Source organism: Mesoterricola sp. JemC181 (assembly GCF_055384585.1).
Window position 1 is genome coordinate 2780891 of the sequence record NZ_AP045076.1, and the last position, 23336, is coordinate 2804226.

Sequence of the window (23336 nt, forward strand, 5' to 3'; positions counted from 1 at the left end):
GGCCGCGCGCCCATAGTTATTGGCATTTCCAGCAAGGCCGGAGGGAGCGTCGATGAGGAACAACCAGCCCGTGACCAGGGTGGAACGGCATCTGGAGGACGGAGCCTTCATCGTCTCCATGACCGATACCCGGGGCGTCATCACCTTCGCCAACGACGAGTTCGTGCGGGTGAGCGGCTACACCCGGGAGGAGCTGCTGGGCCAGCCCCACAACCTCGTGCGCCATCCCGACATGCCCCCCTCGGCCTTCGCGGACCTGTGGGCCACCCTCGGCCGCGGCGAGACCTGGCAGGGCATGGTGAAGAACCGCGCCAAATCGGGGGACTTCTACTGGGTGGACACCACGGTCTCGGCCATCGTCGAACACGGGAAGCTGGAGGGCTACGTCTCCATCCGCAGCAAGCCCGACCGGATCCAGGTGGAGGAGGCCGAGCTCCTGTATGCCGGCATCCGGGCCGGCAAGGCGGCCGAGACGGTGTTCCGCCAGCCCTGGATCACCTTTCCCCGGATGCTCTTCACGACCCGCATCTGGATGACCGCCAGCCTGATCCTGGCCATCATCGGCCTTTTCTCCCTGCTCAACTTCTTCTCCTTCATGGGCAACTTCAACGCCGCCACGGGCGTGGGGGAGCGGGACCTGCCCGGGGCCCTGTCGGCCGACGAGATGGCCTACCAGACCGTACAGATCCAGCAGTTCTTCACCGACGCCTGCCTCACGGGCCACGCGGACGCGCTCAAGGAGGCCGAGGGCGCCGCCGCGGCCTTCCGGACAGCCCTGGCCGACTACCGGCGGAGCGTCCAGGACGATCCCCGCGCCCCCGGCCGGGCCCTCGAAGGCGACCTGGACGCCCTGGTGGCCACCGGCCGGACCATGTACGAGGCCTACCGGGGCAAGGGCCAGGCCGAAGGCAACCGGGTCATGGAGACCTTCGACGCCTCCTCGGCCCGGCTCAGCAAGGCCGTGCTGGCCCTGCGGGAGCGGGAGGTGGGCGATGTCCGCGCCAGACTGGGCGGCATCACCCGCGCCTCCCGCGCGAACCTGTGGGCCATCACCCTGGGGGGCCTGGCCGCCTTCCTGGTGTGCATGTTCCTCTTCCACCGGCTGGTCAAGACCCTGTCCAACCAGCTGGGCAGCGACCCCCTCGTGGCCATGGGCATCGCCCGGGCCATCGCCGGGGGCGACCTGCACGCGGAGATACGCACCCGCCTGGGCGACCGCACCAGCCTCCTGGCGGCCCTGAGGATCATGCAGTCCCACCTGAAGGGCATGATCAACCGCATCCACTTCGACGCCATGCGGGTGACCGAACACGGCGCCACGTTCGCCGCCGCCAACGCGGCCGTCAGCGCCCATTCCCGCGAACTGGCCCGGAACGCCGAGGACCAGCGGGCTTCCGCCGAACGCATGGCCGCTGCGGTGGCCGAGCTGTCGGGCTCCATCCAGGACGTGTCCGCCCACGCCCGGGACAGCCATCTGCGAGCCATGAAGGCCGTGGAGACGGCCCAGCAGGGCGACCGATCCGGGGAGGCCGCCATCCAGGCCATGGGCCGGGTCGCGGACACCACCGCCCAGGTGGTGGCCGCCGTGCAGGTGATCCAGGAGATCGCCCGGCAGACCAACCTCCTGTCCCTCAACGCCGCCATCGAGGCGGCCAAGGCCGGAGCGGCCGGGAAGGGCTTCGCCGTGGTGGCCGAGGAAGTGCGCAAGCTGGCCGAACGCAGCAGCGCCGCCGCCCGGGAGATCGCCGAACTCATCCAGGGCAGCGACCGGGCCATCGCCGAAGGCCAGACCACCGTCCAGGAGGCCGTCCACGCCCTGGGCGTCATCAAGGACCTGGTCGGGCAGGTGACCGCCATGTCCATGGAGATCGGCTCGGCCTCCGAACAGCAGTCCCGGGCCAGCGCCGACGTGGCGCAGCAGGTGGCCGCGGATGCCCGCAAGGCCGTCGCCAACGCCGAGGCCAGCCTCCGGCTGTCGGCCACCGTGGAGGCCACCGCCGCCGCCTCGGGCCGGCTCACCGTCACCGCCGAAGGCCTGGTGGGCCTCGTGGAACGTTTCCAGGTCTGAAACCAATCCCGGAGAATGGGCACCCCTCCCGTATCGAACGACCGGGAGGAGTGTCCATGACCGCAAACTCGATCCGCTGTCCCAGGCTGGTGCTGGGCATGGCCTGCATGCTCGCCGCCGGGGCCCTGGCCCAGGCGGCGCCCACCAGCCGCCAGAAGGCCCTGGCCCATTCCCGGCGCCTGCAGGCTGAAATCCGGGCCTGCAAGAAGGCTGCCCGGGAGGCTCGCAGCGCGGAGGAACCGGCCCCGCAGGCGCCAGCGCTTCGCCCGCCCGCCGCAGCGCGTCCCAGGCTGGGCGGGGTGTTCTGCATGGCCCTGCTGGGCATGAGCGCCCTCACGGACCCGGCGGTCCTCCAGGCGCTTGCCCAGACGGACCCGACCGACCGCTATCTGACCGAGGCCACGAACGGTCTGGCCGCCTTGGATCCCGTGTGCGGCCCGGCGGCCCTGGCGGGCCGGGTCCTCCCCCCCTGCGATCCGGACTACCGGGCCGGCGTCCTCTCCCAGGCCCGGGGCATCCTGGCCCAGGCGCGGCGCCTGTTCCAGGATCCGGAGGTCCTGGGCGCGGGCTGGTGCCTGCGCGGCGAGTCCGTGGCCGAGGCCAAGGAGCGCATCGCGCTGCTCCAGAGCGATCAGCTGGCGGAATTCGACCGGGTGAGCGCGCAGGCCACGGCTCTCATGCTCCAGCTCAACCGGGATGCCTTCCGGGTGCAGGCGGCCGGGGCGGGCCTCCACCTCGGGCAATCGGCCCTCCTGGCCGCGGGCGGAGGGGAAGTCGCCGCCACGGCCGCCTTCGCCCTGGGGCAGGTGGGCGAAAGCCTGGCGGCCGTCGGGTACGTGATCGGGGGCGTCGCCGACGGCTTCGGCGAGGTGGGCTCCCTGACCCTCGCAAAGCGGGCCGCCTACCAGCGTTACGCCAACGCCCAGGACGCCCTGGCCCTGAACTGCACGGGTGCCCCGGAGACGGCGGACGACGCCAGCCTCACGAGCCTGACCTCCCCCCTGTCCGCCATGGATACCGCGCTGCGTGGGATGTCCGAGGGCTGCGCCCTTGCGGCCCGGCACCACCTGGACCTCCCCGTGTGCGGCGCGCAGGTGGCCGAGGCGTTCCGCTCCCATAACGCCACCATCGCCCACCTCTATTCCCACGGCATCGCCTGCCTGACCGCGGGCATCCTGCGAGGGCGCCAGGCCCCCTGCCCCACCACGCCCCTGTCCGACGCCCGCAGCCGCTCCGACACGTTCACCTACTTCGACGAGTTCGCGGGCCTGGTCGGCGCGGCCGGGGACTGGACCCTGAGCCTGGGCAACGGCCTGTTCGCCGGTTCCAGGGGTCTCATCCTCGCGGCCAACGCCGCCGCCCGGGCCGGATCCACCGCGGAGGCCGCCGATCTGTTCACCGGGGCCGGCGCCGTGGCCCTCTCGGCCGGCACCGTCTACGCCGAGGGTTTCGATCTGCTCCGGATCGCCGCCCTGTCGCGGGTCTGGCTCACGGAGGTCATCCAGACCTTCAACGCCGAGAGCATGGCCCACCTGAACGCGCGGGAGGCCGAGGATGCCGTCCTCGCCAGCTCCGCCCCCGAAGGGGAGTCCTCCACCGCCGAGCCCATCCCCTTCGTCCTGGCGGTATCCGGCACGCCCCAGGCGGCCTCCGGCACCGCTCCGGCCGAGGTTCTCGTCCTGGCCGGGCTCTCCAGCTCGGGCCCGACGGACGGCGCCACCAGCGGCGCCCCCCGGGCGCGGACGTCCGGCCTGCTGGATCTGGTGCGGCGCCTGCTGCCCTGCCCGAGGCGGGCTGCGGAAGGGGATCTGTGAGGAACCCGGCCCCGCTTTGCGCTAGGTTAGGTCCATGGATTACGCCCTCGACCTCCAGGATCTCACCAAGACCTTCGGCGACAAGGTGGCCGTGGACGGCCTGACCCTCCGGTTGCCGCCGGGCAGCTTCCTCGGCCTCCTGGGCCGCAACGGCGCCGGCAAGAGCACCACCCTGAAGATGGTGACGGGCCTCCTGCGGCCCACCCGGGGAACCATCCGGATCCTGGGCCTGGACCTGGCCCAGGACGACCTGGCCATCAAGCGCCGCATCGGCGTCATGCCCGAGGAGATGGCGCTGCTCGAATACCTCACCGGACCCCAGTACCTGCGCTTCGTGGGCCGCATGTACGGCCTGCAGGACCCGGTGGCCGACGCCCGGCGGGAGGAGCTCTTCGGCAAGCTGGACCTGGCGCCCGCCAAGGGGGCCCTGGTGGCCGACTACAGCTACGGCATGAAGAAGAAGCTGGCGTTCTGCGCGGCCATCCTCCACGGGCCCGAGGTGGTGTTCCTGGACGAGCCCTTCGAGGGCATCGACGCGGTGACCAGCCGCACCATCAAGGACATCCTGGCCGCCCTGCAGCGCACCGGCGTCACCCTCATCCTCACCTCCCACATCATGGAGGTGGTGGAGAAGCTCTGCCCGACGATCGCCATCCTGGACCAGGGCCGCCTCCTGGGCTTCGGGCCCCTGGAGGAGCTTCGGGGCGGCGCCGCCAACCTGGAGAGCCTGTTCGTGGAGCTGGTGGGCGGGGCCCGCACGGGAGAGCTCTCGTGGCTGTGACCCCGGCCCTCGCCCTCCTCCAGGCCCACCTGCAGGCCACCTGGAACCGGTCCCGGCGGGAGCTGGGGACCTTCGGGCGGGTGATGTACGGGGTGTTCCTGGGCCTGGTGGTCCTGCTGTTGGCCCTGCCGACGCTGGGCCTGGCCCTGGTGGGCGGCTGGTACCTGGGCCGGGATCTGGCGAACCCCGTCCACGCGCGGGTCCTGGGCGGCATCCTGGGGGGCATGGCGCTCTTCGGGGGGCTGGCGGGAGGGGTGGCCGGGGGCAGCCGGGTCCTGGCCTGGGAGGGCGTCCGCACCTTTCCCGTGAAATTGAGGAGCCTGTTCGCGGCGGAGCTGGTGGCGGGGCTGGGCGATCTCCTGCCCCTGACCGTCGCGCTGACATCGTTCTTCCTGCTGCTGGGGACCGGGGCCGCCCGGCCCCGGCTCCTGCCGCTCCTGCCGCTGCCCTGGCTGGGGACCGTGGGGGGCCTGCTCTGCATCCAGTACCTGGTCAACAGCCTCGCGGTGCGCGCCGTGAAGCGGCTCCAGGTGGGGCTCACCCTCCTGGGGGTGGCGGCCTGGGCGAGCCTGACCCTGCTGCCGGCCCTGGGCGGAAAGGCCGCCCTGTTCCGCCGGGCCGTCCCGGCCCTCGGGGCCCTGGCCGGGGCCCTCCTGGCCACGCCGCCCCTCCAGTGCGCCGCCGGCCTCCGGGAGGCCGCCCTGGGCCACTGGGGCGCCGCCCTGGGCCTGCAGGTCTATCCCCTGGCCGCCCTGGGCCTGCTCCTCCTGGTTTCGGCGCGCCTGATGGCGCGGGAGGCCGAGGGCGCAAGGCCCCAGGCCCGGGGCCGGGAGCGGCTGTGGTCCTTCCCCACCCCCGTCCTGGGCGTGGCGCGCCTCCACTGGCGCATCCTCATCTCCAGCCACCTCGGCAAGTTCGGGCTGCTGGTGCCGCTCATGGTGCTGGTGTTCCTCAAGGGCCCGGCCTCCCGGTCCGCGACGGCGGCGCTGTGGGGCGCGCCGGCGAGCTTCGCCTACCTCGCCCTGTCCGGTGTCCAGATGCAGCTCAACCAGTTCGGCCTGGACGGCCCGGGCGTCAAGACCCTGCTCCTGCTCCCGCTGACCTCCCGCGACCTGCTGGCCGGCAAGGCCCTGGGCCTCCTGGCCTACATGGGCGCCCAGGCCCTGCTGTTCCTGACCCTGATGGCCGCCACCGGCAACCTGCCTCCGGCCCAGGCCCTCCCGGCCCTCTGCCTCAGCGGGTGCCTCTTCTTCTACCAGGTGAGCCTGGGGCACTGGACCAGCGCCTGGCTCCCCCGCCCCATGCCCCGCGACAGCCTGCGCAACCACAACCTCTCCCCGGCCATGGTGTGGCTGGGCATGGGGGCGACCCTGGCCGGCGTGGCGTTCTTCGGCGGGGCCTGGGCGCTGGCCGTGTGGCTGGCACCGGCCCTTCTCCTGCCGGTCATGGCCCTCCTGCTGGGGTGCGCGGTCCTGGTCCACCGCAGGCTCGCGCTGCCCCTGGCCGCGCAGTACCTCGACCGGCGCCGGGAGGCGCTGGTGCACGCCCTGGGGAGGAACCCGTGACCGACTTCGACGTGACGGCCGGTGGCAGGCGCCTGCGGGTGCGCCGGCTGGGGGCCGGCGATCCCGTCCTCGTCTTCCTCCACGAAGGCCTGGGCAGCATCACCCTGTGGCGGGACTTCCCCCAGGCCCTGTGCGAGGCCACGGGGCTTGGCGCCATCGTCTACGACCGCTGCGGCTACGGCGCCTCCCAGGAGCGGGAGGGCCCCCTGGAACCCGGCTACCTGGAACGGGAGGCCGCCGTCCTGCCCGAAGTGCTGGAGGCCGCGGGCGTGAGCCGCCCCATCCTGGTGGGCCACAGCGACGGCGCCAGCATCGCCCTGCTCTACGCGGCCCGGGTCCCCGGCGCGCCCCGGGGCGTCATCTCCGAAGCGGCCCACGTCTTCGTGGAGGACAGGACCGTCGCCGGCGTGGCCGAGGCCGGAAAGGCCTTCGGGACCACCCCCCTGCGCGAGCGTCTCCGGCGCCATCACGGGGACAAGGTGGACGCCGTCTTCCGCGGCTGGAACGACGTCTGGCTCTCCCCGGGGCACCGCGCCTGGGACATGACGGACCGGCTGGGGGCCATCACCGCGCCCCTGCTTGCCATCCAGGGCGTCGACGACGAATACGGCTCCGCCTTGCAGGTGGAGGCCATCGTCCGGGGGGTCCGCGGCCCCGCCCGGAGCCTCCTGGTGCCCGGCTGCGGCCACGTCCCCCACCACCAGGCCAGGGGCCCGGTCCTGGAGGCCATGGCCCGGTTCGTGCGGGAGCTCCCGCCCCCTTGAATTGCCGCGGGGCCTGGGGCACAATCCTGGACGCGTTTCCAAGGAGATCGCGATGGGCAATCCCGTAGGCTGGTTCGAGATCTACGTGCAGGACATGGCGCGGGCCAAGGCTTTCTACCAGGCGGTGTTCCAGACCGAGCTGGCGAGCCTGAGCGCCGCCGAACCCGAGATGTGGGCGTTCCAGGGCGACATGACGAGCTACGGCACGCCCGGGGCCCTGGTCCGGATGGACGGCTGCCCCTCGGGCGGCAACAGCACGCTGGTCTACTTCAGCTGCAAGGACTGCGCGGTGGAGGCCGGCCGCGTCGCGAAGGCGGGCGGGAAGGTGGCCAAGGAGAAGTTCGCCATCGGGGAGTACGGCTTCATCGCGCTGGCCCTGGACACCGAGGGGAACATGTTCGGGCTGCATTCGATGGCCTAAGGCGCCGGGCCCGCCCTCGAATTGAAAGGACGGTCATCTCATTTTGATCTTCCCGCCCCCGGAAGCGGGCCGACCTCCGTACGTAATGGATGATTCAATTCCGGTTATCAAGTGGCCCGGAACGTGCAATTCCTGGGTCAGGGGGATGCCATGGAATTCGAAGCGATCCTGATCACCAGCCTGTCCTTTGCGCTCATCCTCCTCGCCGCGATGCTGGCCGGGCACGTGACCCTCCAGCGGAATGCCGGACCCCGGCTGGTGGTGTTGCGTCACTCCCGGCGGCTCAGGGAAGTCGCGAAGGGCGCCCGGCGAGGCCGGGGCTGCCGATTCTAGGCCGCCGATGGAGGTGCCCATGGCACGCAGGAAGCGAAAGAAGGACCCACTGGACCTGACCCCCATGGAGGCCGAATCCTTGGGCATCGGAATACGGGCTGCCGAGCGCCCGCAGCTTCCGCTGGAGGTGCGGGAACGCCCGCTGCACGAGCAGGTGGCCGGGGCCCTGACGGAGGATGACGTGGTCGAGTCCATGCTGGACGAGGTCACGCTAGAAGGCCACGAGGACGTGGAAGAGGCCGTCGCGGACCAGCAGGAGGACGCAGCCGAGGAGGATGCGGCCAACTAAGACCCCGGCCCGCGGCCCGGCATGTCCGGGCCGCGGCCGCCGCCGCTATTTGTGCGCGCCGGGCTTCTGCTGGTGCTGCTGGGCGCCGGCCTTGAGATGCTGGCCGGTGACGTCCTGGACCGGCAAGGGGCTGGGCGTCCGTTCCACCTGCAGCTCGTGCTGGTGCTGGGCGAAGCTCATCTTGTGCTTGTCGGGCGCGGGCACTTCGTTGTTCGGATCGGCGGGCGCGCTGGAGCCCTGCTGATGGAGGGCGAGCTTGGGTTTCTTGGCATTGCGTGATCTGGCTGCCATGGATGCTCCTGTTGAAAGGGGTTGCCGCTGGGAACGGGACGCTCCCGCAAGCCCCGCTCAACCCATGCAGGATTCGCACCAGGAGTCTGGACATCGCATCTCTTCCCACCGCATCAATAAGGTCCCCACATGAGCCATCGGCCCCCTCAACGTGGAGGACGTCTCCAATCAAACTGATCGACGGTTTGAGGCGGTGGGTCGCAGCATCCTCCAGGCCCGGCCCAACGAATCCAAAGGAGGTCCGGACCCACAAGAGGGCCTGATTCCAGGGCCCTTGATGCCCGTCAATTCCCCCGGCACCCATCCGGTCCATCGTGGAGTTGGAGGCCGCCCTCCACCTGAAAGGCACGACCATGAACCTCGACCGCTACCGGGAACACCATGAGGAGATCCACGGCCTCCTTGGGGACCTGAATCACCGTCTCCAGCCGGGTTCCTTCGACGCCCTCGGGGCGCGGCAGCTGCTGGTGACCCTGGGAGCCCGGCTGAACATCCACCTCGCCTTCGAGGACCGGGCCCTGTATCCCACCCTGCTCAAGAGCCCCGACGCCGCGGTCCGGGAGAAGACCCTGGCCTACATGGGCGAGGTGGGCGGACTCAAGGAGGCCATGACGGCCCACCTGAAGCGCTGGCTCGCGACCACGGAGGTGCTCGCCGAACCGGAGGCCTTCCGCACCGGGACGCTCGGCTTCCTGCAGGCCCTGGAGCGGCGCCTGCAGGCCGAGGACCAGGACTTCTACCCGTTCATCGAACGCCTGGCCTAGCGCCCCCCGGAAAAACGCCGGCCCACCGCGGAGGCCAGCTGCCGGAACACCGGCAGCGGATCGTCGAGGCTCCAGACGGCGTCGGTGCGCGCATGGCGGAACCCGCCCAGGAATTCCCCGAGGCCCATCTTCCCGCGCAGGATCTCACCCGGGCTGTCCTCCAGTTCGTGCCGGAGGTCGGTCCACCGCACGCCGTCGTCCTGGCGGGGGCCCTGGATGGGCTGGCCCAGGGCGTCCTTGTAGGCGATGAGGCTGAGGTTCACCCCGGCGGCTGTGGACAGGGTATGGTGCAGCCAGTGCCTGGCGTTCACCTCCATGAGCTTCAGCCTTCCGTCGCGCGGATCGAGCTTGAATTCGGTGCCCGAGACCCCGTGGAAGGAGAGCTCGGCAAGCAGGCGCAGGGTGGTGGCCACGACCTCGTCGTTCCAGTCGCTCTCGGCGATGCGCGCCTCCCCGAAGTCGCGCGGGTGCTGGCGCAGCTTCCTGGACACGAAGAGGCCCAGCGGCCTGGACGCGGCGTCGTGGTAGGCGCCGCACGTGTAGAAGGCGCCGTCCCCCCCGGGAATGATCTCCTGCAGAAGGAGGGGGCCGCAGATCCGGGCCTTCTCATAGGCGGCGGGAAGGTCGGCGGCGGTGGGGACCGGGATCACCTTGAAGCCGAAGCGCCTTCGCATCTCCTGGGGGCGGATGGGCTTGAACAGGGCCGGGAAGGCCATGCCCGAGGCCGCGCCCTCCAGGTCCCCGGGGGCGTGGACGTAGGCGGTCCTGGGGATGTCGACCCCCACGGCGGCGGCGGCCTTGAGCTGCAGCTCCTTGTCCTCCACCCGCCGCATCACGTCCCAGCCGGCGAGGGGGATCCGGTAGAACCTGGAGAGGCGCTCGCGGTGGCGGGACACCGCCCACACGTGGTCGTCGAAGGCCGGGAAGAGGACCGCCCGCTGCGGCAGGGCCTCGCCCAGGCGCTCCAGGTCCTGGATGAGGGCCTCCTCGCCGTGGTGGCGCGGGTCGTGGCAGGACACCGGGATCGCGTAGCGGGACGCCAGGCCCATGGCCGAGGGGTTGTCGTCCATGGCGACCATGGGCACCCCAAGGCGGCCCAGGTTGCGCAGGATGCCCAGGCCCGTGCCTCCGGCAACGGGAAGCACCACCGCCGGCGGGATCGCCTCCATGCGGGCCTGGATCTCGGGTTGCAGTACCGGCCAGAGGGTCGCCGAATTCCGTTCCAGATACCTCGAAAGCCAGGTCATCGCAGGTCCTTCAAGCAGCCTGATCGGTCAGATCCCGGTTCCCGCAAGATCGGGCACCGACGCCCCGGCATTGAGGAGTACGATCAGCGTACCATAACCTGACAGGTCGATTTCGGTTCCCTCGGCGAGATTGCCCTCCACCTCCCAGTCCGTGATCTCCCAGGAGCCGCTCCGGGAACGCGCCGTGAACTGGCCGCTGCGGTAGACGGTGCCGGCGGGACCCGATTCCAGGCGGTGCTCCCGGCCCCCGATCCGGGCCTCCAGGACCAGGACCGGTCCCTGCCGCTTCATGCGGAAGGCGTCGTCCGGGGCTTCCCGGAAGCCGTCCCGGTCGATCCAGAACCGGGGCTTGTCCCGGTAGGGCGCCCCGGCCGTGGGGCAGAAGGAGGTGCAGTTGCCGCACTCGTTGCAGAAGTCGGCGATGTTGAAGGTCTGCACGGCCTGGTCCACCTCGAAGGGGCGGGTGCCCTTGAACACCAGCCTGCCGTCGCGCTGTTCCAGGACCGGCAGGGAAAGGCGCGTGGGGACCATGGGGAAGGCGAGCATGGCCCGGTTGGGGCAGACCGTGACGCACAGGCTGCACAGGTCGTCGCAGTCCAGGCAGCGGGAGGCCTCCTTCGCGGCGGCCTCCGGCGTGATGGAGTGGAGCACCTCCTCGAACCCGCGGCGCTCGGCGACGGGGAGCACCGGCACCTGAAGGGCGGGGGCCACCCGGGCCTTCTTCTCCAGCAGCGCGACCCCTGCCGCGCCCTTCTCGAGGTAGGCCTCCCGGGGGATCGCCGCGCCGTGGCGCCAGGCGATGGTCTCGGCCACGGCCCGGCCGTCGGCGATGGCCTCGATGATCGAGGAGGGCCCGTGGACGACGTCGCCCCCGGCGAAGAGCCCGGGCACGGACGTTTCGCGGGTGACCGGGTCCACCTCGAAGGTGCCGTCCCGGCGCAGCGCCACCGGGAGGCTCTCCAGGAAGTCCAGGACCGGTTCCTGGCTGATGGCGGGAATGATGGTGTCGGCCGGGAGGAGCTCCTCGCCGCCCTCCACGGGCACGGGCCGGGGCCGGCCCGAGGCGTCCCGCTCGCCCAGCGCCATGCGGGCGCAGGCCAGTCCCGTCACCCTGCCGCCTTCGGCCACCACCGAGGCCGGAGCCAGCAGGTCGCGCAGGTCCACGCCCTCCTCCAGGCAGTCCACCACCTCCGCGGGGTCCGCGGGCATCTGGGCCCGGGTGCGGCGGTAGACGATGGTCACGGTGCCGTCCTTCACCAGGCGCCGCGAGCAGCGCGCGGCGTCCATGGCGGTGTTGCCCGCGCCGATGATGATCACGCGCCGGCCCAGGTCCATGGGCGTGCCGGCCCGCACCTTGTCCAGGAAGTCCAGGGCGTCCACCACCCCTTCGGCCTCCTCGCCGGGGATGCCCAGGCGCTTGCCCTTCTGGGCCCCCACCCCCAGGAAGACGTAGGCGAAGTCGCGCCGCAGGCCGGCGAGGGTACGGTCCCGGCCCAGGGCCACGCCCAGGTGGAAGGTGACCCCCAGGTCCACCAGGCGGTCCATGTCCGCGCCCAGGGCCTCCCCCGTGAGCCGGAAGCCCGGGATGACCCCGGAGACCATGCCGCCCAGCTCCTTCTTCGCCTCGAAGACGTGGGCGTCGAAGCCGTTCCTGGCCAGGTAGTAGGCGGCGGAGAGGCCCGCGGGCCCCGCGCCCACGATGGCCACCTTGATGTTGCGCCGGGGCCCGGGGACCTCGGGGAAGGCGCCGCCCTGCTCGAAGGCGAACCGCTTTATCTCCCGGATGGCCAGGGGCGCGTCGTAGAACATGCGCACGCACTTCTCCGTGCAGGGGTGGTCGCAGACGCTGCCGGTGATCCCCGGCTGGGGGTTGGTGCGCAGGATCACCTCCATGGCCTCCCGGGGCTTGCCGTGGGCCACGAGCCAGAGGTAGTCGGGGATGTTCTGGTTGGTGGGGCAGCCGTCCACGCAGGGCGCGAAGATGCAGTCGAAGTGCCCCAGGGGCCGGGAGCCCTTGAACTGCAGGGGCCGGGGACGCCGGGCGTAGGCGTCGTCGCCCGTCACCTTCACGGAGTGCCGGGCCAGGTTGAAGCGGGCGCCGTGGCCGCCCGAGGCCGCGAGGATGTAGGCGTCCAGGCTGGGGGCGCCGGCCATGGCCGCGTCGAGGTTGCGCAGGTACTGCTGGAGCCGGGCGTAGCCGCCGGGCTTGAGGAGGTCCGTGCACACGGTGACCGGGCCCAGGCCGTCGGCCACCAGGTCCGCGAAGTTCCCCGCGTCGGCGCCGCCGCAGAAGCTGATGGGCACCTGGCCGTCCAGCTCCTCCGAGATGAGCTGGGCCAGGTTCAGGGTCAGCGGGTGGAGGGCCCGGCCGGAGAGGTACATCATCTTCTCGGCGGGGGGGAACACCGTGCGGTGGTTCCTCACCTCCAGGGTGTTGGTGAGCTTCAGGCCGAACTGCAGGGGCAGGTCCCGGGCGGTGGCGGCCAGGTTCCGGATCATGGCCACGGCCTGGTCGAACTTGGGGTCGTGGTCGAAGGCGCTGTCGGGCACCTCGATGTCGAAGCCCTGGGTGGCGTTGAGCATGCCCCGCAGGCGCGGGGCGCCCAGGAGCGTGGGGTTGAGCTTGACCCAGGTGTGGACCCCCACCTCGGTGAGCAGGAAGGTGGCGATGCGCTGGATCTCGTCGGGGGGGCACCCGTGCATGGTGGAAAGGGTGATGTGGTTGGACAGCTCGTCGGGGATGTCCAGGTCCTTCACGGCGGGGTAGACCGTGGCGACCCGGGCGACGGCGTCGGCGAGGGCGGCGCCCCCGTGGCGCATGGCGGCGATGTAGGCCTGCACGCGGGGCGTCTGGATGCCCTTGAGGTCGTAGCCCACGCTCATGTTGAAGTGGGTGCCGGGGCCCGGCAGGCCCAACCTGTGGGCGAGCGCATGCAGGAGCACCCAGGCGTTGAGGTACTCGGTGAAGGACTCCTCCAGCTTGAGCTCCTGGCTCCACTCGCAGTTGTAGCCCTCGTCCTCCACGTCGATGCAGGGCCGGCTCACCTCGATCTCGTCGAGGATCTGGACGGTCTTCAGCTCGATGAAGCGCGCGCCGCAGAGCCAGCTGGAGACGATGTTCTGGGCCAGCTGGCTGTGGGGGCCCGCGGCCACGCCCAGGGGCGCGGCGACGGCGTGGCCGAACATCTCGCGGGCCATGGCCGCGGTGGGCACCTGGAAATTCGCCTTGGGGATGCCCATGACGGTGTCCCGCGCGTCGAGCTCGCGGAAAATCCAGCCGGCGAGCATCTCGAGCGGCGCTGTGCGGAAGGGCTTGCCCATCGGATTCCTTTCAGGCCTTGTTCTTCTTGCCCAGGAGCCGCATCTCCCGGAGGGGGAGGGAGGTGCGCCGCACGCCGTCGAACTGCCGCAGGGCGTTGGCCACGGCCGGGGCCGTGGGCACCAGGCCGATCTCGCCCACGCCCTTGGCGCCGTAGGGGCCGTGGGCGTCCGCCACCTCCACGCCGATCACGTCCAGCTCGGGCATGTCCCGGGTGCGGAGGATGCCCAGGTCCGCCATCTTCCAGGACACGGGCCAGCCGTCCCGGTAGGGGAAGTCCTCGGTGACCGCGTAGCCCAGGCCCATGTGCAGGGAGCCCTCGATCTGCCCCTCGAAGAGGGTGGGGTTCATGATCCTGCCCGCGTCGTGGGCGGCGGTGACGCGGGTGATGCGCCCCGTGTCGTCCAGTTCGACCATCTGGGCGGCGTAGCCGTAGGAGTAGTGGGTGACGATCGGCCTGCCCTCCGGGGGCTGCGCGCCCACCTTGGTGGTCCAGTCGCAGACCCACTCGCCCCGGTACTCCCGGCCCGCCAGGTCGGCCAGGGTCCTGCCCGCGGCCAGGTCCGCCTTCAGGCCCCGGGCGGCCTCCCGCACGGAGTTGCCCACCAGGGACGTGCCCCGGCTGGCGGTGGTCATGCCGCACCAGGTCTCGGCGTCCGTCTCCACCCGCACCTCGATGCAGCCCGGGTCGATGCCCGTCTCGGTGACCAGGGTCTGAAGGGCCATGTTGTGGGCCCCCTGCCCCATCTCGCACCAGCCGTGATGGAGGACGACCCTGCCCCCGGCCAGGACCTCGAGCTTGGCCTTGCCGGAATCCGGCATGCCGCAGCCGATGCCCGTGTTCTTGATGCCGGCGGCGATGCCGGCGAATTTCGCGGCCTGGAAGCGGTCCTTGAGGGCCTCCAGGCAGGCCCGCACCCCCACGCCGCTGGTGAGCACCTGCCCGGTGGCGGTGGCCTTGCCCTCGGTCAGCGCGTTGTCCCAGCGGAACTGCCAGCGGTCGAAACCCCCCAGGGCGCACAGCTCGTCCACGCTGGACTCGATGCCGAAAGCCGCCTGGTTGGCGCCGAAGCCCCGCATGGCGCCGCAGGAGGCGTTGTTGGTGATGACCGCCGTGCCCTTCACGTGGACGTTGGGGATGGCGTACGCCCCGGCGGAATGGGCCACGGCCCGTTCGATGACCTTCATGCCCACGCTGGCGTAGGCCCCGGAATCCGAGTGCATGTGGGCCACCAGGGCCACCAGATGGCCGCCGGCGTCGCAGCCCACCTCGTAGTCCATGACGATGGGGTGGCGCTTGGCGTGGGTGCGCAGGGAGGTCTTCCGGTCGAAGCGGACCATGACGGGGCGGCCCGTGGCCAGGCAGAGCATGGCCGCGTGGTGTTGGCCCATGAGGTCCTCCTTGCCGCCGAAGGCGCCGCCGTTCTGGACGAGCACCACGTTCACCAGCCGCTCCGGGAGGTCCAGGAGCTCGGCGATCTGCCGGCGGTCCTCGTAGCCGCCCTGGCCCCCATCGAAGATCTTCACGCCCGCCTCGCCGTCCTTGGTCCAGGGCACGGCCAGGGCCGCCTCGGGCTCCAGGAACGCGTGCTCGATGCGCTGGGTGGTGTAGCGCTGGCGGGTGACGTGGGCGGCCGTCCTCATCGCCCCCTCCGCGTCGCCCAGGCGCACCTCGGTGACCGAGAGGACGTTGCCGTGGTCGGTGAGCTGGGGAGCCCCGGGCTCCAGGGCCTCGAAGATGTCCGTGACCGGCTCCAGCACCTCGTACTCCACCCGCACCAGGGCCGCGGCGGCGTGGGCGGCCTCCTCGGTCACGGCCGCCACGGTGGCCAGCACGTCGCCGATGCAGCGGGTCTCCTCGCCCTCCAGCACCATCACGGGCCAGTCGCGGTAGATCATGCCGTTGACGCGCTTGCCCTTGATGTCCCCGGCCGTGAGGACCGCCAGGACGCCGTCCACCTGGAGCGCCTCCGAGATGTCCACCTTCAGCACCCTGGCGCGGGGGTGGTCCGAGAAGCGCAGGGCGCCGAAGACCATGCCGGGCTCCACCATGTCGCCCACGAAGACCCGCTCGCCGAGCACCGCCTCCCGGGCCGTGTACTTGGGATGGCGGGTGCCCACGGCGCCCGTGCCCTCGGGGAACGCCACGGGCCGGTGCAGGCGCAGGGCCTCGGCCGCGCATTCCACCGAGTCGAGGACCTTCTTGTAGCCGGTGCACCGGCAGAGGTTCCCGTTGAGGCCGTCGCAGATCTCCTGGCGCGTGGGATCCGGGTTCTTCTGGAGGATGGAGGCCGCCTTCATGACGATGCCGGGGGTGCAGAAACCGCACTGCACGCCGCCCTTGAGGACGAAGGCATCGGCAAAGGCGTCGCGCTCCTCGGGGGACAGGCCCTCCACCGTGGTGACCGATCTGCCCGCCACGTCCTTGACCGCCATGCGGCAGCTGAGCCGGGCCCTGCCGTCCACCAGGACCGTGCAGCAGCCGCAGATCCCCTCGCCGGAGCAGCCGTCCTTGGGACTCTTGAGCCCGGCCTCGTCCCTGAGCCAGGCCAGGAGCTCCCGGGAGGGATCCCCATCGAACGTCCGGTCCTGGCCGTTGAGCGTGAACTCCATGGGATCCCCTTCCAGCTATGTCCCTTGGACTCCGGCCGGGTGGGTTTGGTGACAGGCGCGGTGAACGATATCTACCGCGGCGGCGCGCCGTGCTCCAGTTCGTAGCTGCTCACCTCCCGCATGGTCTCGGAGGCGTGCCGGGGATTGCGACCCTCGAAGTGCGTGTAGGTGTACCCGCCGCCCTCGTAGTAGTCGCCGGTGACGGTGTCGCGGGTGCCCGAGGGGTCGGCGTGGTAGACCTTGCCGCCCTCAAGGTCGGAGACCCAGTAGCTGTTGCCCCGGCGGTAGTCGTCCCACCTGGAGTCCATGTAGTCCTTTCGGGCCTGGCGGTCCTCCCAGGCCTTCTGCAGGTCGGCGCGGGCGTAGTTCAGGCTGCGGATGGAGGCGGCGGTATCCGCCTCCATCCGCTTGAGCCTGGCGAGGCCGTCCTGGATGTAGCGCCTGGCATAGGCGTCATTGAGCCCGAAGGAGTCGGCCACCTGCGCCAGCATGGGCAGGTGGCGGCCGAAATCCCCGCGCGGGCCCCAGACGCCGGCGATGAGGCAGCGCCACTGGCCCAGCACCACGGGCAGGCCGTTGATCACCTTGAAGGCCCCCATGCACTCCACGCCCCCCTTGGAGGTCCAGGAGGCCACCAGGTCCGAGGCCTGGGCGGGGCGGCCGGTGGAGGCCCGGTACTCGGCCGCCGACGCCGCGTCCGGCGCGTCGGAGAGGATCCTGGGGTCGTGGTGGCCGAAGCCCGTGAGGATGAGGGGCAGGGTCCGCCCGGGGGGTTCGAAGGTCCGGCCGATGACGCCCTGGGCGACGGTGGCCCCGCGCAGGGCGGGGTTCCCGGCGAAGGAGGTGAAGATGAAGCCGGCGCCGCCCCCCGGCGCGCCGGTGATGACGGTGCCCTTGGCGGCCAGGAAGGTCCACGCCTCGGGGACCTTCATGCGCAGGCTGCCGTCCTGGGCCCGGCGCTCCACCAGGTTCCAGGAGGGCGGCGGGGGCGCGCCGCCACCGGGCGCCTTGATGAAGGCCACGCTCATCATCACGTTCATGAGCACGGGGCGCAGGGCGTCAAGCTGGGCCACGGGCGCGGCGTAGCACTGGGTGGCCATCCTGCCGTCCCCCGCCTCGACGAAGATCCGGCCGCGGCAGGGCCGGCCCCCGGCGCGGAACTCCAGGGTGGCCACGGCCCGGGCCCCGTCGCGGGAGACGAACACGTCCGAGAGCCGCGCCCCGGCCTCCCGGTCCCGGGCGGCGCGCAGCAGGTCCACGGCCCGGGTTCCTCCCCGGGCCCAGAGGAGCCGGACCCGGGCCAGGCCGTCAGGGGAGGCCACCTGGAGGGTGTAGGACGCGGCGGAGGCGGCCTCCTCCACCTTCCAGCCCGGGGGCCGGTGCAGGGCGCAGATCCGGCTGGGCGTCGCGCAGGCTTCCAGCTTCGGGGCGGCGGCGGCCGGGCCGGCCAACGCCAGGATGAGCAGAAGGGGCGTCGGGTGCGGGATGAACATGGCCATGCCTCCGCGTCGAACCGGGATCCCCCATTTTACGCCCCGAGAGAATATGGGCGCCTTATCCCATTCCGGAGGCCCATGCGAAAATTCGGGAATATTCTTGACGCCCGGCCAATCGGGACCAATCTTGAAGAGACCAAAGGTTCCGTTTAACGAGCGGAACGCCTTGCCGGGCAGATTCGTGGTCTGCAAGTCGAAGGCGCAATTTCCATCGACCCGTTCCGGGGATGGAAGTTGCGCCATCGGCATCCTCTCCTCCTCAACCCGATCCCCCAAGGCAACGCATGGCACCCATCGAGGGAACGCAGAAGCCCCCCGCCCGCGGCCGGTCCCGGCCGCCCTGGGGGGCGGAAGCCTTCGCCGTCCTTTCGGCCTGCGTCGCCCTGACGGCCCTCGCGGGCGGCCTGGCCCGCCACCCGGTGCTCGGCGGCCTGGGCCGGGGCTTCGTGCCCCTGGCGCCCCAGGCCGGCGCGCTCTTCATCCTTCTGGACGCCGCCATCCTGCTGCGGCGCCTGGGGCGGACGCGCTGGCTCCGGGGCCTGGGCTCATTGTGCGGCATCGTCGTGGTCACCCTGGCCCTGGCGATGCTCGCAGGTTTCGTCATGGGCGGCCCGCTATCCGCCGTCCTGGAACTCCGCCTCGTCTCCAAGGTGACCGCCGTGACCCTCCTCCTGGGCGGGCTGTCGTACGCCATGCCCGGCGCGGCGCCCCTCGCGCCCCACTGGCAGCGCCAGCTGGCGGCCATGCTGGCCCTGGTCCCGGCAGCCACCTGCGCCGTGGTGATTCTCAGCTACGCGGCGGGCGCGCCCCTCCTCTACCAGTCCGGCAACACGCCCATGGCCCTGCCCTCGGCCCTGGCGGGGCTCCTGACCTCCCTGGCCCTGGTCGGCCTTCCGGGGCGCGACACCTGGCCCATGGCGCTCTTCCGCGCCCCGGGCGCGCCGGACCGGGGCGCCGAGCGGGGCCCCATCGCGGCCTTCGTCCTGCTGGCCCTGGCGGTGCTGGTGGTCGGTTCCTTCTACCTGCGCGGCCAGCTCGGCTCCGCCCGCAAGGCCGCCCAGGACGGGCTTGCCGCCATCGCCGACCTCAAGGCGGGCGAGATCGCCGCCTGGCACCGGGAGCGCCTGGCCGACGGAGGCCGGATCGCGGGATCCCGGCTCCTGCAGGGCCACCTGGCCCGCTTCCTGGCGGGAACGGAACCCGCCGGCGAGCTGGGGGAGTGGATGGAGGGGCTGCGCCGGGGGGGCACCTGCAGCGAGGTGGTGCTCTTCGACGCCCTGGGCCGCAGGCGCCTGCCCGCGGGTGGGCCGGTCCCCGGGGCCCGGCTCCAGGCCGCCCTCGCGGCCCGGGCCGTGGTCCTCGACGACCTCGCCCGGGACGACGCCGGCATCCACATGGACCTGTGGGTGCCCGCGGGCCCCGGCATCCTGCTCCTGCGCCTGGATCCGGGCCCCTTCCTCTTCCCCCTGGTGCAGTCCTGGCCCGCCTCCAGCGCCAGCGCCGAGACCCTCCTGGTGCGCCGGGACGGCGGCGACGCGGTCTTCCTGAACGAGCTGCGCCACCGCGGCGGAACGGCCCTCGCGCTGCGGCTGCCCATCGCGGGGAACCCCGGCCTCCCTGCCGCCCACGCGGTCCAGGGCGCCGAGGGCCTGATGCGCGGCCGGGACTACCGCGGGGTCCCGGTCCTGGCCGCGCTGAGGCGCGTTCCCGGCACGCCCTGGTCCCTGGTCGCCAAGGTGGACGAGGACGAGATCTTCGGCCCCCTGCGGGCGCGGGGCTGGGTCAGCGGAGCCACCCTCCTGGGCCTGGTGACCCTCCTGGCCCTGGGCGTCAGCCTGCTGCTGCGCCAGATGGAGACCACCCGCATCACGGAGCTGCTGGACCGGGAACGGCAGGCGCGGTTCCTGGAGGGCCGGTACCAGACCCTCCTGCGCCTGGCCAACGACGCCATCCTCACCTTCGACGCCCAGGGCCGGATCCTGGACGCCAACGATCGCGCCCTGGAGTACTACGGGCACTCCCTGGCGGAGTTCCGGGAGCTCTCGGTGCCGGACCTGCGCTCCCCCGGGGACGCGCCCAGGGCCCGCGGGCAGTTCGCGGAGCTGGCCCGCACCGGCAGGGCGCGCTTCGAGGCCGTCCATGTGCGCAAGGACGGCTCCACCTTCCCCGTGGAGGTGAGCTCGCGGCTCCTGGAGATCGAGGGGGAGCAGGTGGCCTTCTCCCTGATCCACGACATCACCGACCGCCGCGCCCGGGAACGGGAGGCGCTCGAAAGCGGGGAACAGTACCGCAGGCTCTTCGAGCAGTCCCCGGTGGGCTACATGACCCTGGACGCCCAGGCGCGGATCCTGGACGTGAACCGGACCCTCCTGGCCATGCTGGCCTGCGGCCGGGAGCACCTGGCCGGGCGCCCCTTCTGGGACCTGATGACCCCCGCCTCGGCGGAGGTGGCCCGCGGGCTCCACGGGGCGGCCGGCGGGAGGATCCCGGCCACGCAGTTCACCCTGGTCCGCGAGGACGGCACCACCCTCGTGGTGAACCTCGAGGGCTCCGCCGGTTTCGACGCGGCGGGGCGGTTCCTGCACACGCAGTGCGCGCTGTCCGACCTCACGGACCGCCTGGAGGCCGAGGCCGCCCACAGCGAGCTTCAGGCCCAGCTGCACCAGTCCCAGAAGATGGAGAGCCTGGGCAGCCTGGCCGGGGGCATCGCCCACGACATCAACAACGTGCTGGCCGCCATCCTCAGCCTGGCCTCGGCCCACCGGGAGGACCTGGATCCCGGCGCGGTGCTGGCGCAGTCCCTGGACACCATCACCCGGGCGTGCCTGCGCGGGCGCGACGTGGTGAAGAGCCTCCTCTATTTCGCGCGAAGGGGCGCCACCACGATGGGCCCCGTCGACCTCAACGAGGTGGTGCGGGACCTGATCCAGCTCCTGGCCCGCACCACCCTGAAGCGGATCCGCCTGGAGACCGACCTGCAGGACCCCCTGCCCCACATCCACGCCGATCCCGGGACCCTGAACCACGCGCTCATGAACATCTGCGTGAACGCCAAGGACGCCATGCCCCAGGGCGGCACCATCCGCATCAGCACCCGCACCCTGGCGGACGGCTCCCTCCAGCTGGGGGTGCGGGACACCGGCGAAGGCATGCCCGAGGAGGTGCGCCGGCGCGCCATGGAGCCGTTCTTCACCACCAAGCCCCAGGGCCAGGGCACGGGGCTGGGCCTGGCCATGGTCTTCGGGACGCTGAAGTCCCTGGGCGGGTCCACGGAGATCCTCAGCGAACCCGGGCGGGGCACCGAAGTCCTGCTCACCTTCCCCGCCCCCACGGGCGCGGCGGTTCCCGCGGCGCCCGAGGCGGTCCTCCGGGAAGCGGGCCCGGCCAGGGCCCTGACCATCCTCCTGGTGGACGACGACGAGCTCATCCGCGGCTCAGTCGTCCCCATGCTCCACCTCCTGGGGCACCACGCCGACAGCGTGGACAGCGGAATCAAGGCCCTGAACCTCTTCCAGGGGGGCCTGGAGGTGGACCTGGTGATCCTGGACATGAACATGCCCGGCATCAACGGCGCCGAGACGCTCCACGGCATCCTGCTCCTGCGGCCCTCCCAGGCGGTGATCATGGCCAGCGGCTACAACGACCACGACCTCGCCAGGCTCCTGGAGGGAAGGCCCCGGGTGGTGAGCGTCCAGAAGCCCTTCCACCTCCACGAGATCCAGAAGTGCATCGCGGCGCTGGGGCTGTGATCAGTCCGCCCCGGGCATCCCCTCCACGATCACCGGGTCGCTCTGCTCCTGCAGGTGGGTGGTGCCCGTGAAGTCGATGTAGTGGCCCGAGCGCCGCGCCTTGGTCTCCAGGTAGAAGCGGTTGTGGGCGTTGGGGGGCAGCAGGTGCGGCAGGCGCCGGGAGACGTTCACTCCGTAGCGGGTCAGCTGCTCGACCTTCGAGGGGTTGTTGGTCATGAGGTGGATCGAGCCGATGCCAAGGCTGTGCAGCATGTGGGCCGCCACGGCGTAGTCCCTCTCGTCGTCCCGGAAGCCCAGGGCGAGGTTGGCCTCCACGGTGTCGAGGCCCTGGTCCTGGAGGGCGTAGGCCCGGATCTTGTTGGCCAGGCCGATGCCGCGGCCCTCCTGGCGCATGTAGAGCACGACGCCCCGCTCCAGCTGGCCGATGCGCATGAGCGCCGTCTCCAGCTGGTCCCGGCAGTCGCAGCGCAGGGAGCCCACCACGTCGCCCGTGAGGCACTCGGAGTGCATGCGCGTGGCCACGTCCTCCGCGCCCACCACGTCGCCGTGGATGATGGCGATGTGGTCCTTCTGGTCGCGGTTGTTCCAGAAGGCCGCGATGCGGAAGTCGCCGAAGCGGCTGGGAAGCTTGGCCACCGCCACGATGCGCACGCACACCTGGTCGGGGCCGAAGCCCTTGCACTCGTGCTCCCGGTCCCGTTCGACCAGATCGAGAAGCTTGGAATCCATGCTCATGAAGGCTCCTGGGTGAGGCGGCCCGCCAGGCGGGTCCCGGAAAGCCAGGCGGCCTGAAGGCCTCCTCCTGGCGAGAAGACGTCCCCGGCCAGCCCCAGGCGGGCGCCTCCGGGAAAATCGATGCGCAGCGGCTCCGCCAGCTCGCTGGTGGGGCCCAGGCGGGCGTAGCGCCAGCGGTGCGGGTAGCTCCAGAGCGGCGCGGCCGCCCAGGGGCCGAGGTGGAGGGCGGCCTCGTCCAGCAGCTCCCGGCCCCACTGGTCCAGGGGCGCCTCCAGCCTCTGCCGGGACCATTTCGGCCGGGCCTGGGCCACGAAGGTGCGGAACCGGGGGGCCTCCCGCTTGGAGGAGTCCAGGGCCACCAGTTGCAGGACCTCCGAGGCCTCCGGATAGAGCACGTCCCAGGTGGGCGCCGGCGCGTCCAGGGCGTAGCCCGCCATGACCGCCAGGCAGGGGACGCTGCCGAAGAGGCCCAGGAGGGCCTGGAGGCCCGCGGCCTGGGGGAAGGGCTCCAGGGTGCCCAGCAGGCGCCGGGACTGCTCCAGGGCCAGGGCCAGCACCAGGTCGCGGCAGCGCAGGGGCGCTCCCTCGCCGGCCGTCACCTCGAAGCCGCCCTCAACCGCCCGGATGGCCGTTACCCGCGTCTCCAGGTGGATCTCCAGCCCCTTGGCCAGGTGGCGCGGGAAAGCCTTCATGCCCTGGGCGAAGGCGATCCGGCGCACCGTGGGCTCCAGGGCGCCCGGTTGGCAGGGAGGCCCTCCGCCCTCCACCCGCCGCGGCCAGTCCCGGATGGGATCCGCGTCCACCTCGCGCAGGGCCTGCAGGAAGCCAGGATGATGCCCGTGCGCGAACAGGGGACCGAAATCCACCGGCTGTCCGTCGAAGCGCCGGGTGGCGCACCGGCCGCCGACGCCGTGGGCCCGCTCCAGGACGAGCACCTCGCGCCCCGCCCGCTTCAAGGCCCCCGCGCAGCTGAGCCCCGCCACGCCCGCGCCCACCACGATGGTTTCCAGGAAGGGGGACGGCGCCCGGGAAGGGGAGGAATCGGCCATGGCGAAGTCTAACATCAGCACCGCCCACTCATTGCGGG

At 71.8% G+C, this 23336-nt stretch carries 17 protein-coding genes; 10 read left to right on the forward strand and 7 right to left on the reverse strand.

Features of this window, described 5'->3' with window-relative positions:
- Positions 1 to 52: 52 nt before the first annotated feature.
- The 8 genes from ACZ5MC_RS12180 (at position 53) to ACZ5MC_RS12215 (ending at position 8035) form a co-directional block, all read left to right on the forward strand.
- The gene (locus tag ACZ5MC_RS12180; RefSeq protein WP_306600697.1) at positions 53 to 2068 is read left to right on the forward strand and encodes a methyl-accepting chemotaxis protein; all 2016 of its coding nucleotides are present in this window, start codon (positions 53 to 55) and stop codon (positions 2066 to 2068) included.
- Positions 2069 to 2124: 56 nt separating this feature from the next.
- Entirely contained in the window at positions 2125 to 3882 is a 1758-nt protein-coding gene (locus tag ACZ5MC_RS12185) for a hypothetical protein (protein ID WP_306600698.1), read from the forward strand.
- 34 nt (positions 3883 to 3916) lie between these two features.
- Positions 3917 to 4663 carry an ABC transporter ATP-binding protein gene (locus tag ACZ5MC_RS12190; RefSeq protein ID WP_306600699.1) on the forward strand — a complete coding sequence of 249 codons (747 nt, stop codon included), beginning with the start codon at positions 3917 to 3919 and terminating at the stop codon, positions 4661 to 4663.
- Positions 4654 to 6228 carry a hypothetical protein gene (locus ACZ5MC_RS12195; protein ID WP_306600700.1) on the forward strand — a complete coding sequence of 525 codons (1575 nt, stop codon included), beginning with the start codon at positions 4654 to 4656 and terminating at the stop codon, positions 6226 to 6228. The genes ACZ5MC_RS12190 and ACZ5MC_RS12195 overlap by 10 nt, the downstream gene beginning before the upstream one ends.
- Positions 6225 to 6992: an alpha/beta fold hydrolase gene (locus ACZ5MC_RS12200; protein ID WP_306600701.1), complete on the forward strand. Its 768-nt coding sequence runs from the start codon at positions 6225 to 6227 to the stop codon at positions 6990 to 6992. Before ACZ5MC_RS12195 ends, ACZ5MC_RS12200 begins: the two co-directional genes overlap by 4 nt.
- 52 nt (positions 6993 to 7044) lie before the next feature.
- A complete protein-coding gene (locus tag ACZ5MC_RS12205; protein WP_306600702.1) occupies positions 7045 to 7413 on the forward strand; it encodes a VOC family protein in 369 nt (122 codons plus the stop codon).
- Between the two features lie 150 nt (positions 7414 to 7563).
- The gene (locus tag ACZ5MC_RS12210) at positions 7564 to 7746 is read left to right on the forward strand and encodes a hypothetical protein (RefSeq protein ID WP_306600703.1); all 183 of its coding nucleotides are present in this window, start codon (positions 7564 to 7566) and stop codon (positions 7744 to 7746) included.
- 19 nt (positions 7747 to 7765) lie between these two features.
- Positions 7766 to 8035 carry a hypothetical protein gene (locus ACZ5MC_RS12215; protein ID WP_306600704.1) on the forward strand — a complete coding sequence of 90 codons (270 nt, stop codon included), beginning with the start codon at positions 7766 to 7768 and terminating at the stop codon, positions 8033 to 8035.
- A gap of 45 nt (positions 8036 to 8080) precedes the next feature.
- Here the strand turns inward: ACZ5MC_RS12215 and ACZ5MC_RS12220 are convergent, their stop codons facing one another.
- Positions 8081 to 8326: a hypothetical protein gene (locus tag ACZ5MC_RS12220; RefSeq protein WP_306600705.1), complete on the reverse strand. Its 246-nt coding sequence runs from the start codon at positions 8324 to 8326 to the stop codon at positions 8081 to 8083.
- A 353-nt stretch (positions 8327 to 8679) separates the two neighbouring features.
- On the opposite strand from ACZ5MC_RS12220, the gene ACZ5MC_RS12225 reads away from it, so the two are divergent.
- A complete protein-coding gene (locus ACZ5MC_RS12225) occupies positions 8680 to 9090 on the forward strand; it encodes a hemerythrin domain-containing protein (protein WP_306600706.1) in 411 nt (136 codons plus the stop codon).
- Here the strand turns inward: ACZ5MC_RS12225 and ACZ5MC_RS12230 are convergent.
- From ACZ5MC_RS12230 to ACZ5MC_RS12245, 4 genes are all read right to left on the reverse strand, one after another.
- On the reverse strand, positions 9087 to 10337 hold the full coding sequence (locus ACZ5MC_RS12230) for a carboxylate--amine ligase (RefSeq protein ID WP_306600707.1): 1251 nt from the start codon (positions 10335 to 10337) through the stop codon (positions 9087 to 9089). The two genes, ACZ5MC_RS12225 and ACZ5MC_RS12230, sit on opposite strands and share 4 nt — an antisense overlap.
- Positions 10338 to 10364: 27 nt before the next feature.
- On the reverse strand, positions 10365 to 13658 hold the full coding sequence (gene ygfK, locus ACZ5MC_RS12235; protein ID WP_464515935.1) for a putative selenate reductase subunit YgfK: 3294 nt from the start codon (positions 13656 to 13658) through the stop codon (positions 10365 to 10367).
- A gap of 10 nt (positions 13659 to 13668) precedes the next feature.
- Complete coding sequence (xdh, locus tag ACZ5MC_RS12240; RefSeq protein WP_306600709.1) at positions 13669 to 16269, reverse strand: selenium-dependent xanthine dehydrogenase; 2601 nt, start codon at positions 16267 to 16269, stop codon at positions 13669 to 13671.
- Between the two features lie 71 nt (positions 16270 to 16340).
- Positions 16341 to 17768 carry a hypothetical protein gene (locus ACZ5MC_RS12245; RefSeq protein ID WP_464515936.1) on the reverse strand — a complete coding sequence of 476 codons (1428 nt, stop codon included), beginning with the start codon at positions 17766 to 17768 and terminating at the stop codon, positions 16341 to 16343.
- 281 nt (positions 17769 to 18049) lie between these two features.
- On the opposite strand from ACZ5MC_RS12245, the gene ACZ5MC_RS12250 reads away from it, so the two are divergent.
- Positions 18050 to 21514: a PAS domain S-box protein gene (locus ACZ5MC_RS12250; RefSeq protein ID WP_464515937.1), complete on the forward strand. Its 3465-nt coding sequence runs from the start codon at positions 18050 to 18052 to the stop codon at positions 21512 to 21514.
- Here ACZ5MC_RS12250 and ribA read toward each other — a convergent pair whose 3' ends face one another.
- Together ribA and ACZ5MC_RS12260 are read right to left on the reverse strand one after the other, a co-directional pair.
- A complete protein-coding gene (gene ribA / locus ACZ5MC_RS12255; RefSeq protein WP_306600712.1) occupies positions 21515 to 22249 on the reverse strand; it encodes a GTP cyclohydrolase II in 735 nt (244 codons plus the stop codon).
- Entirely contained in the window at positions 22246 to 23313 is a 1068-nt protein-coding gene (locus tag ACZ5MC_RS12260) for an NAD(P)/FAD-dependent oxidoreductase (RefSeq protein WP_464517785.1), read from the reverse strand. Before ACZ5MC_RS12260 ends, ribA begins: the two co-directional genes overlap by 4 nt.
- Between the last annotated feature and the right edge of the window lie 23 nt (positions 23314 to 23336).

Coding starts and splice junctions, on each gene's coding strand:
- ACZ5MC_RS12180 (WP_306600697.1), top strand. CDS start 53: ATGAGGAACAACCAGCCCGTGACCAGGGTGGAACGGCATCTGGAGGAC.
- ACZ5MC_RS12185 (WP_306600698.1), top strand. CDS start 2,125: ATGACCGCAAACTCGATCCGCTGTCCCAGGCTGGTGCTGGGCATGGCC.
- ACZ5MC_RS12190 (WP_306600699.1), top strand. CDS start 3,917: ATGGATTACGCCCTCGACCTCCAGGATCTCACCAAGACCTTCGGCGAC.
- ACZ5MC_RS12205 (WP_306600702.1), top strand. CDS start 7,045: ATGGGCAATCCCGTAGGCTGGTTCGAGATCTACGTGCAGGACATGGCG.
- ACZ5MC_RS12210 (WP_306600703.1), top strand. CDS start 7,564: ATGGAATTCGAAGCGATCCTGATCACCAGCCTGTCCTTTGCGCTCATC.
- ACZ5MC_RS12215 (WP_306600704.1), top strand. CDS start 7,766: ATGGCACGCAGGAAGCGAAAGAAGGACCCACTGGACCTGACCCCCATG.
- ACZ5MC_RS12220 (WP_306600705.1), bottom strand. CDS start 8,326: ATGGCAGCCAGATCACGCAATGCCAAGAAACCCAAGCTCGCCCTCCAT.
- ACZ5MC_RS12225 (WP_306600706.1), top strand. CDS start 8,680: ATGAACCTCGACCGCTACCGGGAACACCATGAGGAGATCCACGGCCTC.
- ACZ5MC_RS12230 (WP_306600707.1), bottom strand. CDS start 10,337: ATGACCTGGCTTTCGAGGTATCTGGAACGGAATTCGGCGACCCTCTGG.
- ygfK (WP_464515935.1), bottom strand. CDS start 13,658: ATGGGCAAGCCCTTCCGCACAGCGCCGCTCGAGATGCTCGCCGGCTGG.
- xdh (WP_306600709.1), bottom strand. CDS start 16,269: ATGGAGTTCACGCTCAACGGCCAGGACCGGACGTTCGATGGGGATCCC.
- ACZ5MC_RS12245 (WP_464515936.1), bottom strand. CDS start 17,768: ATGGCCATGTTCATCCCGCACCCGACGCCCCTTCTGCTCATCCTGGCG.
- ACZ5MC_RS12250 (WP_464515937.1), top strand. CDS start 18,050: ATGGCACCCATCGAGGGAACGCAGAAGCCCCCCGCCCGCGGCCGGTCC.
- ribA (WP_306600712.1), bottom strand. CDS start 22,249: ATGAGCATGGATTCCAAGCTTCTCGATCTGGTCGAACGGGACCGGGAG.
- ACZ5MC_RS12260 (WP_464517785.1), bottom strand. CDS start 23,313: ATGTTAGACTTCGCCATGGCCGATTCCTCCCCTTCCCGGGCGCCGTCC.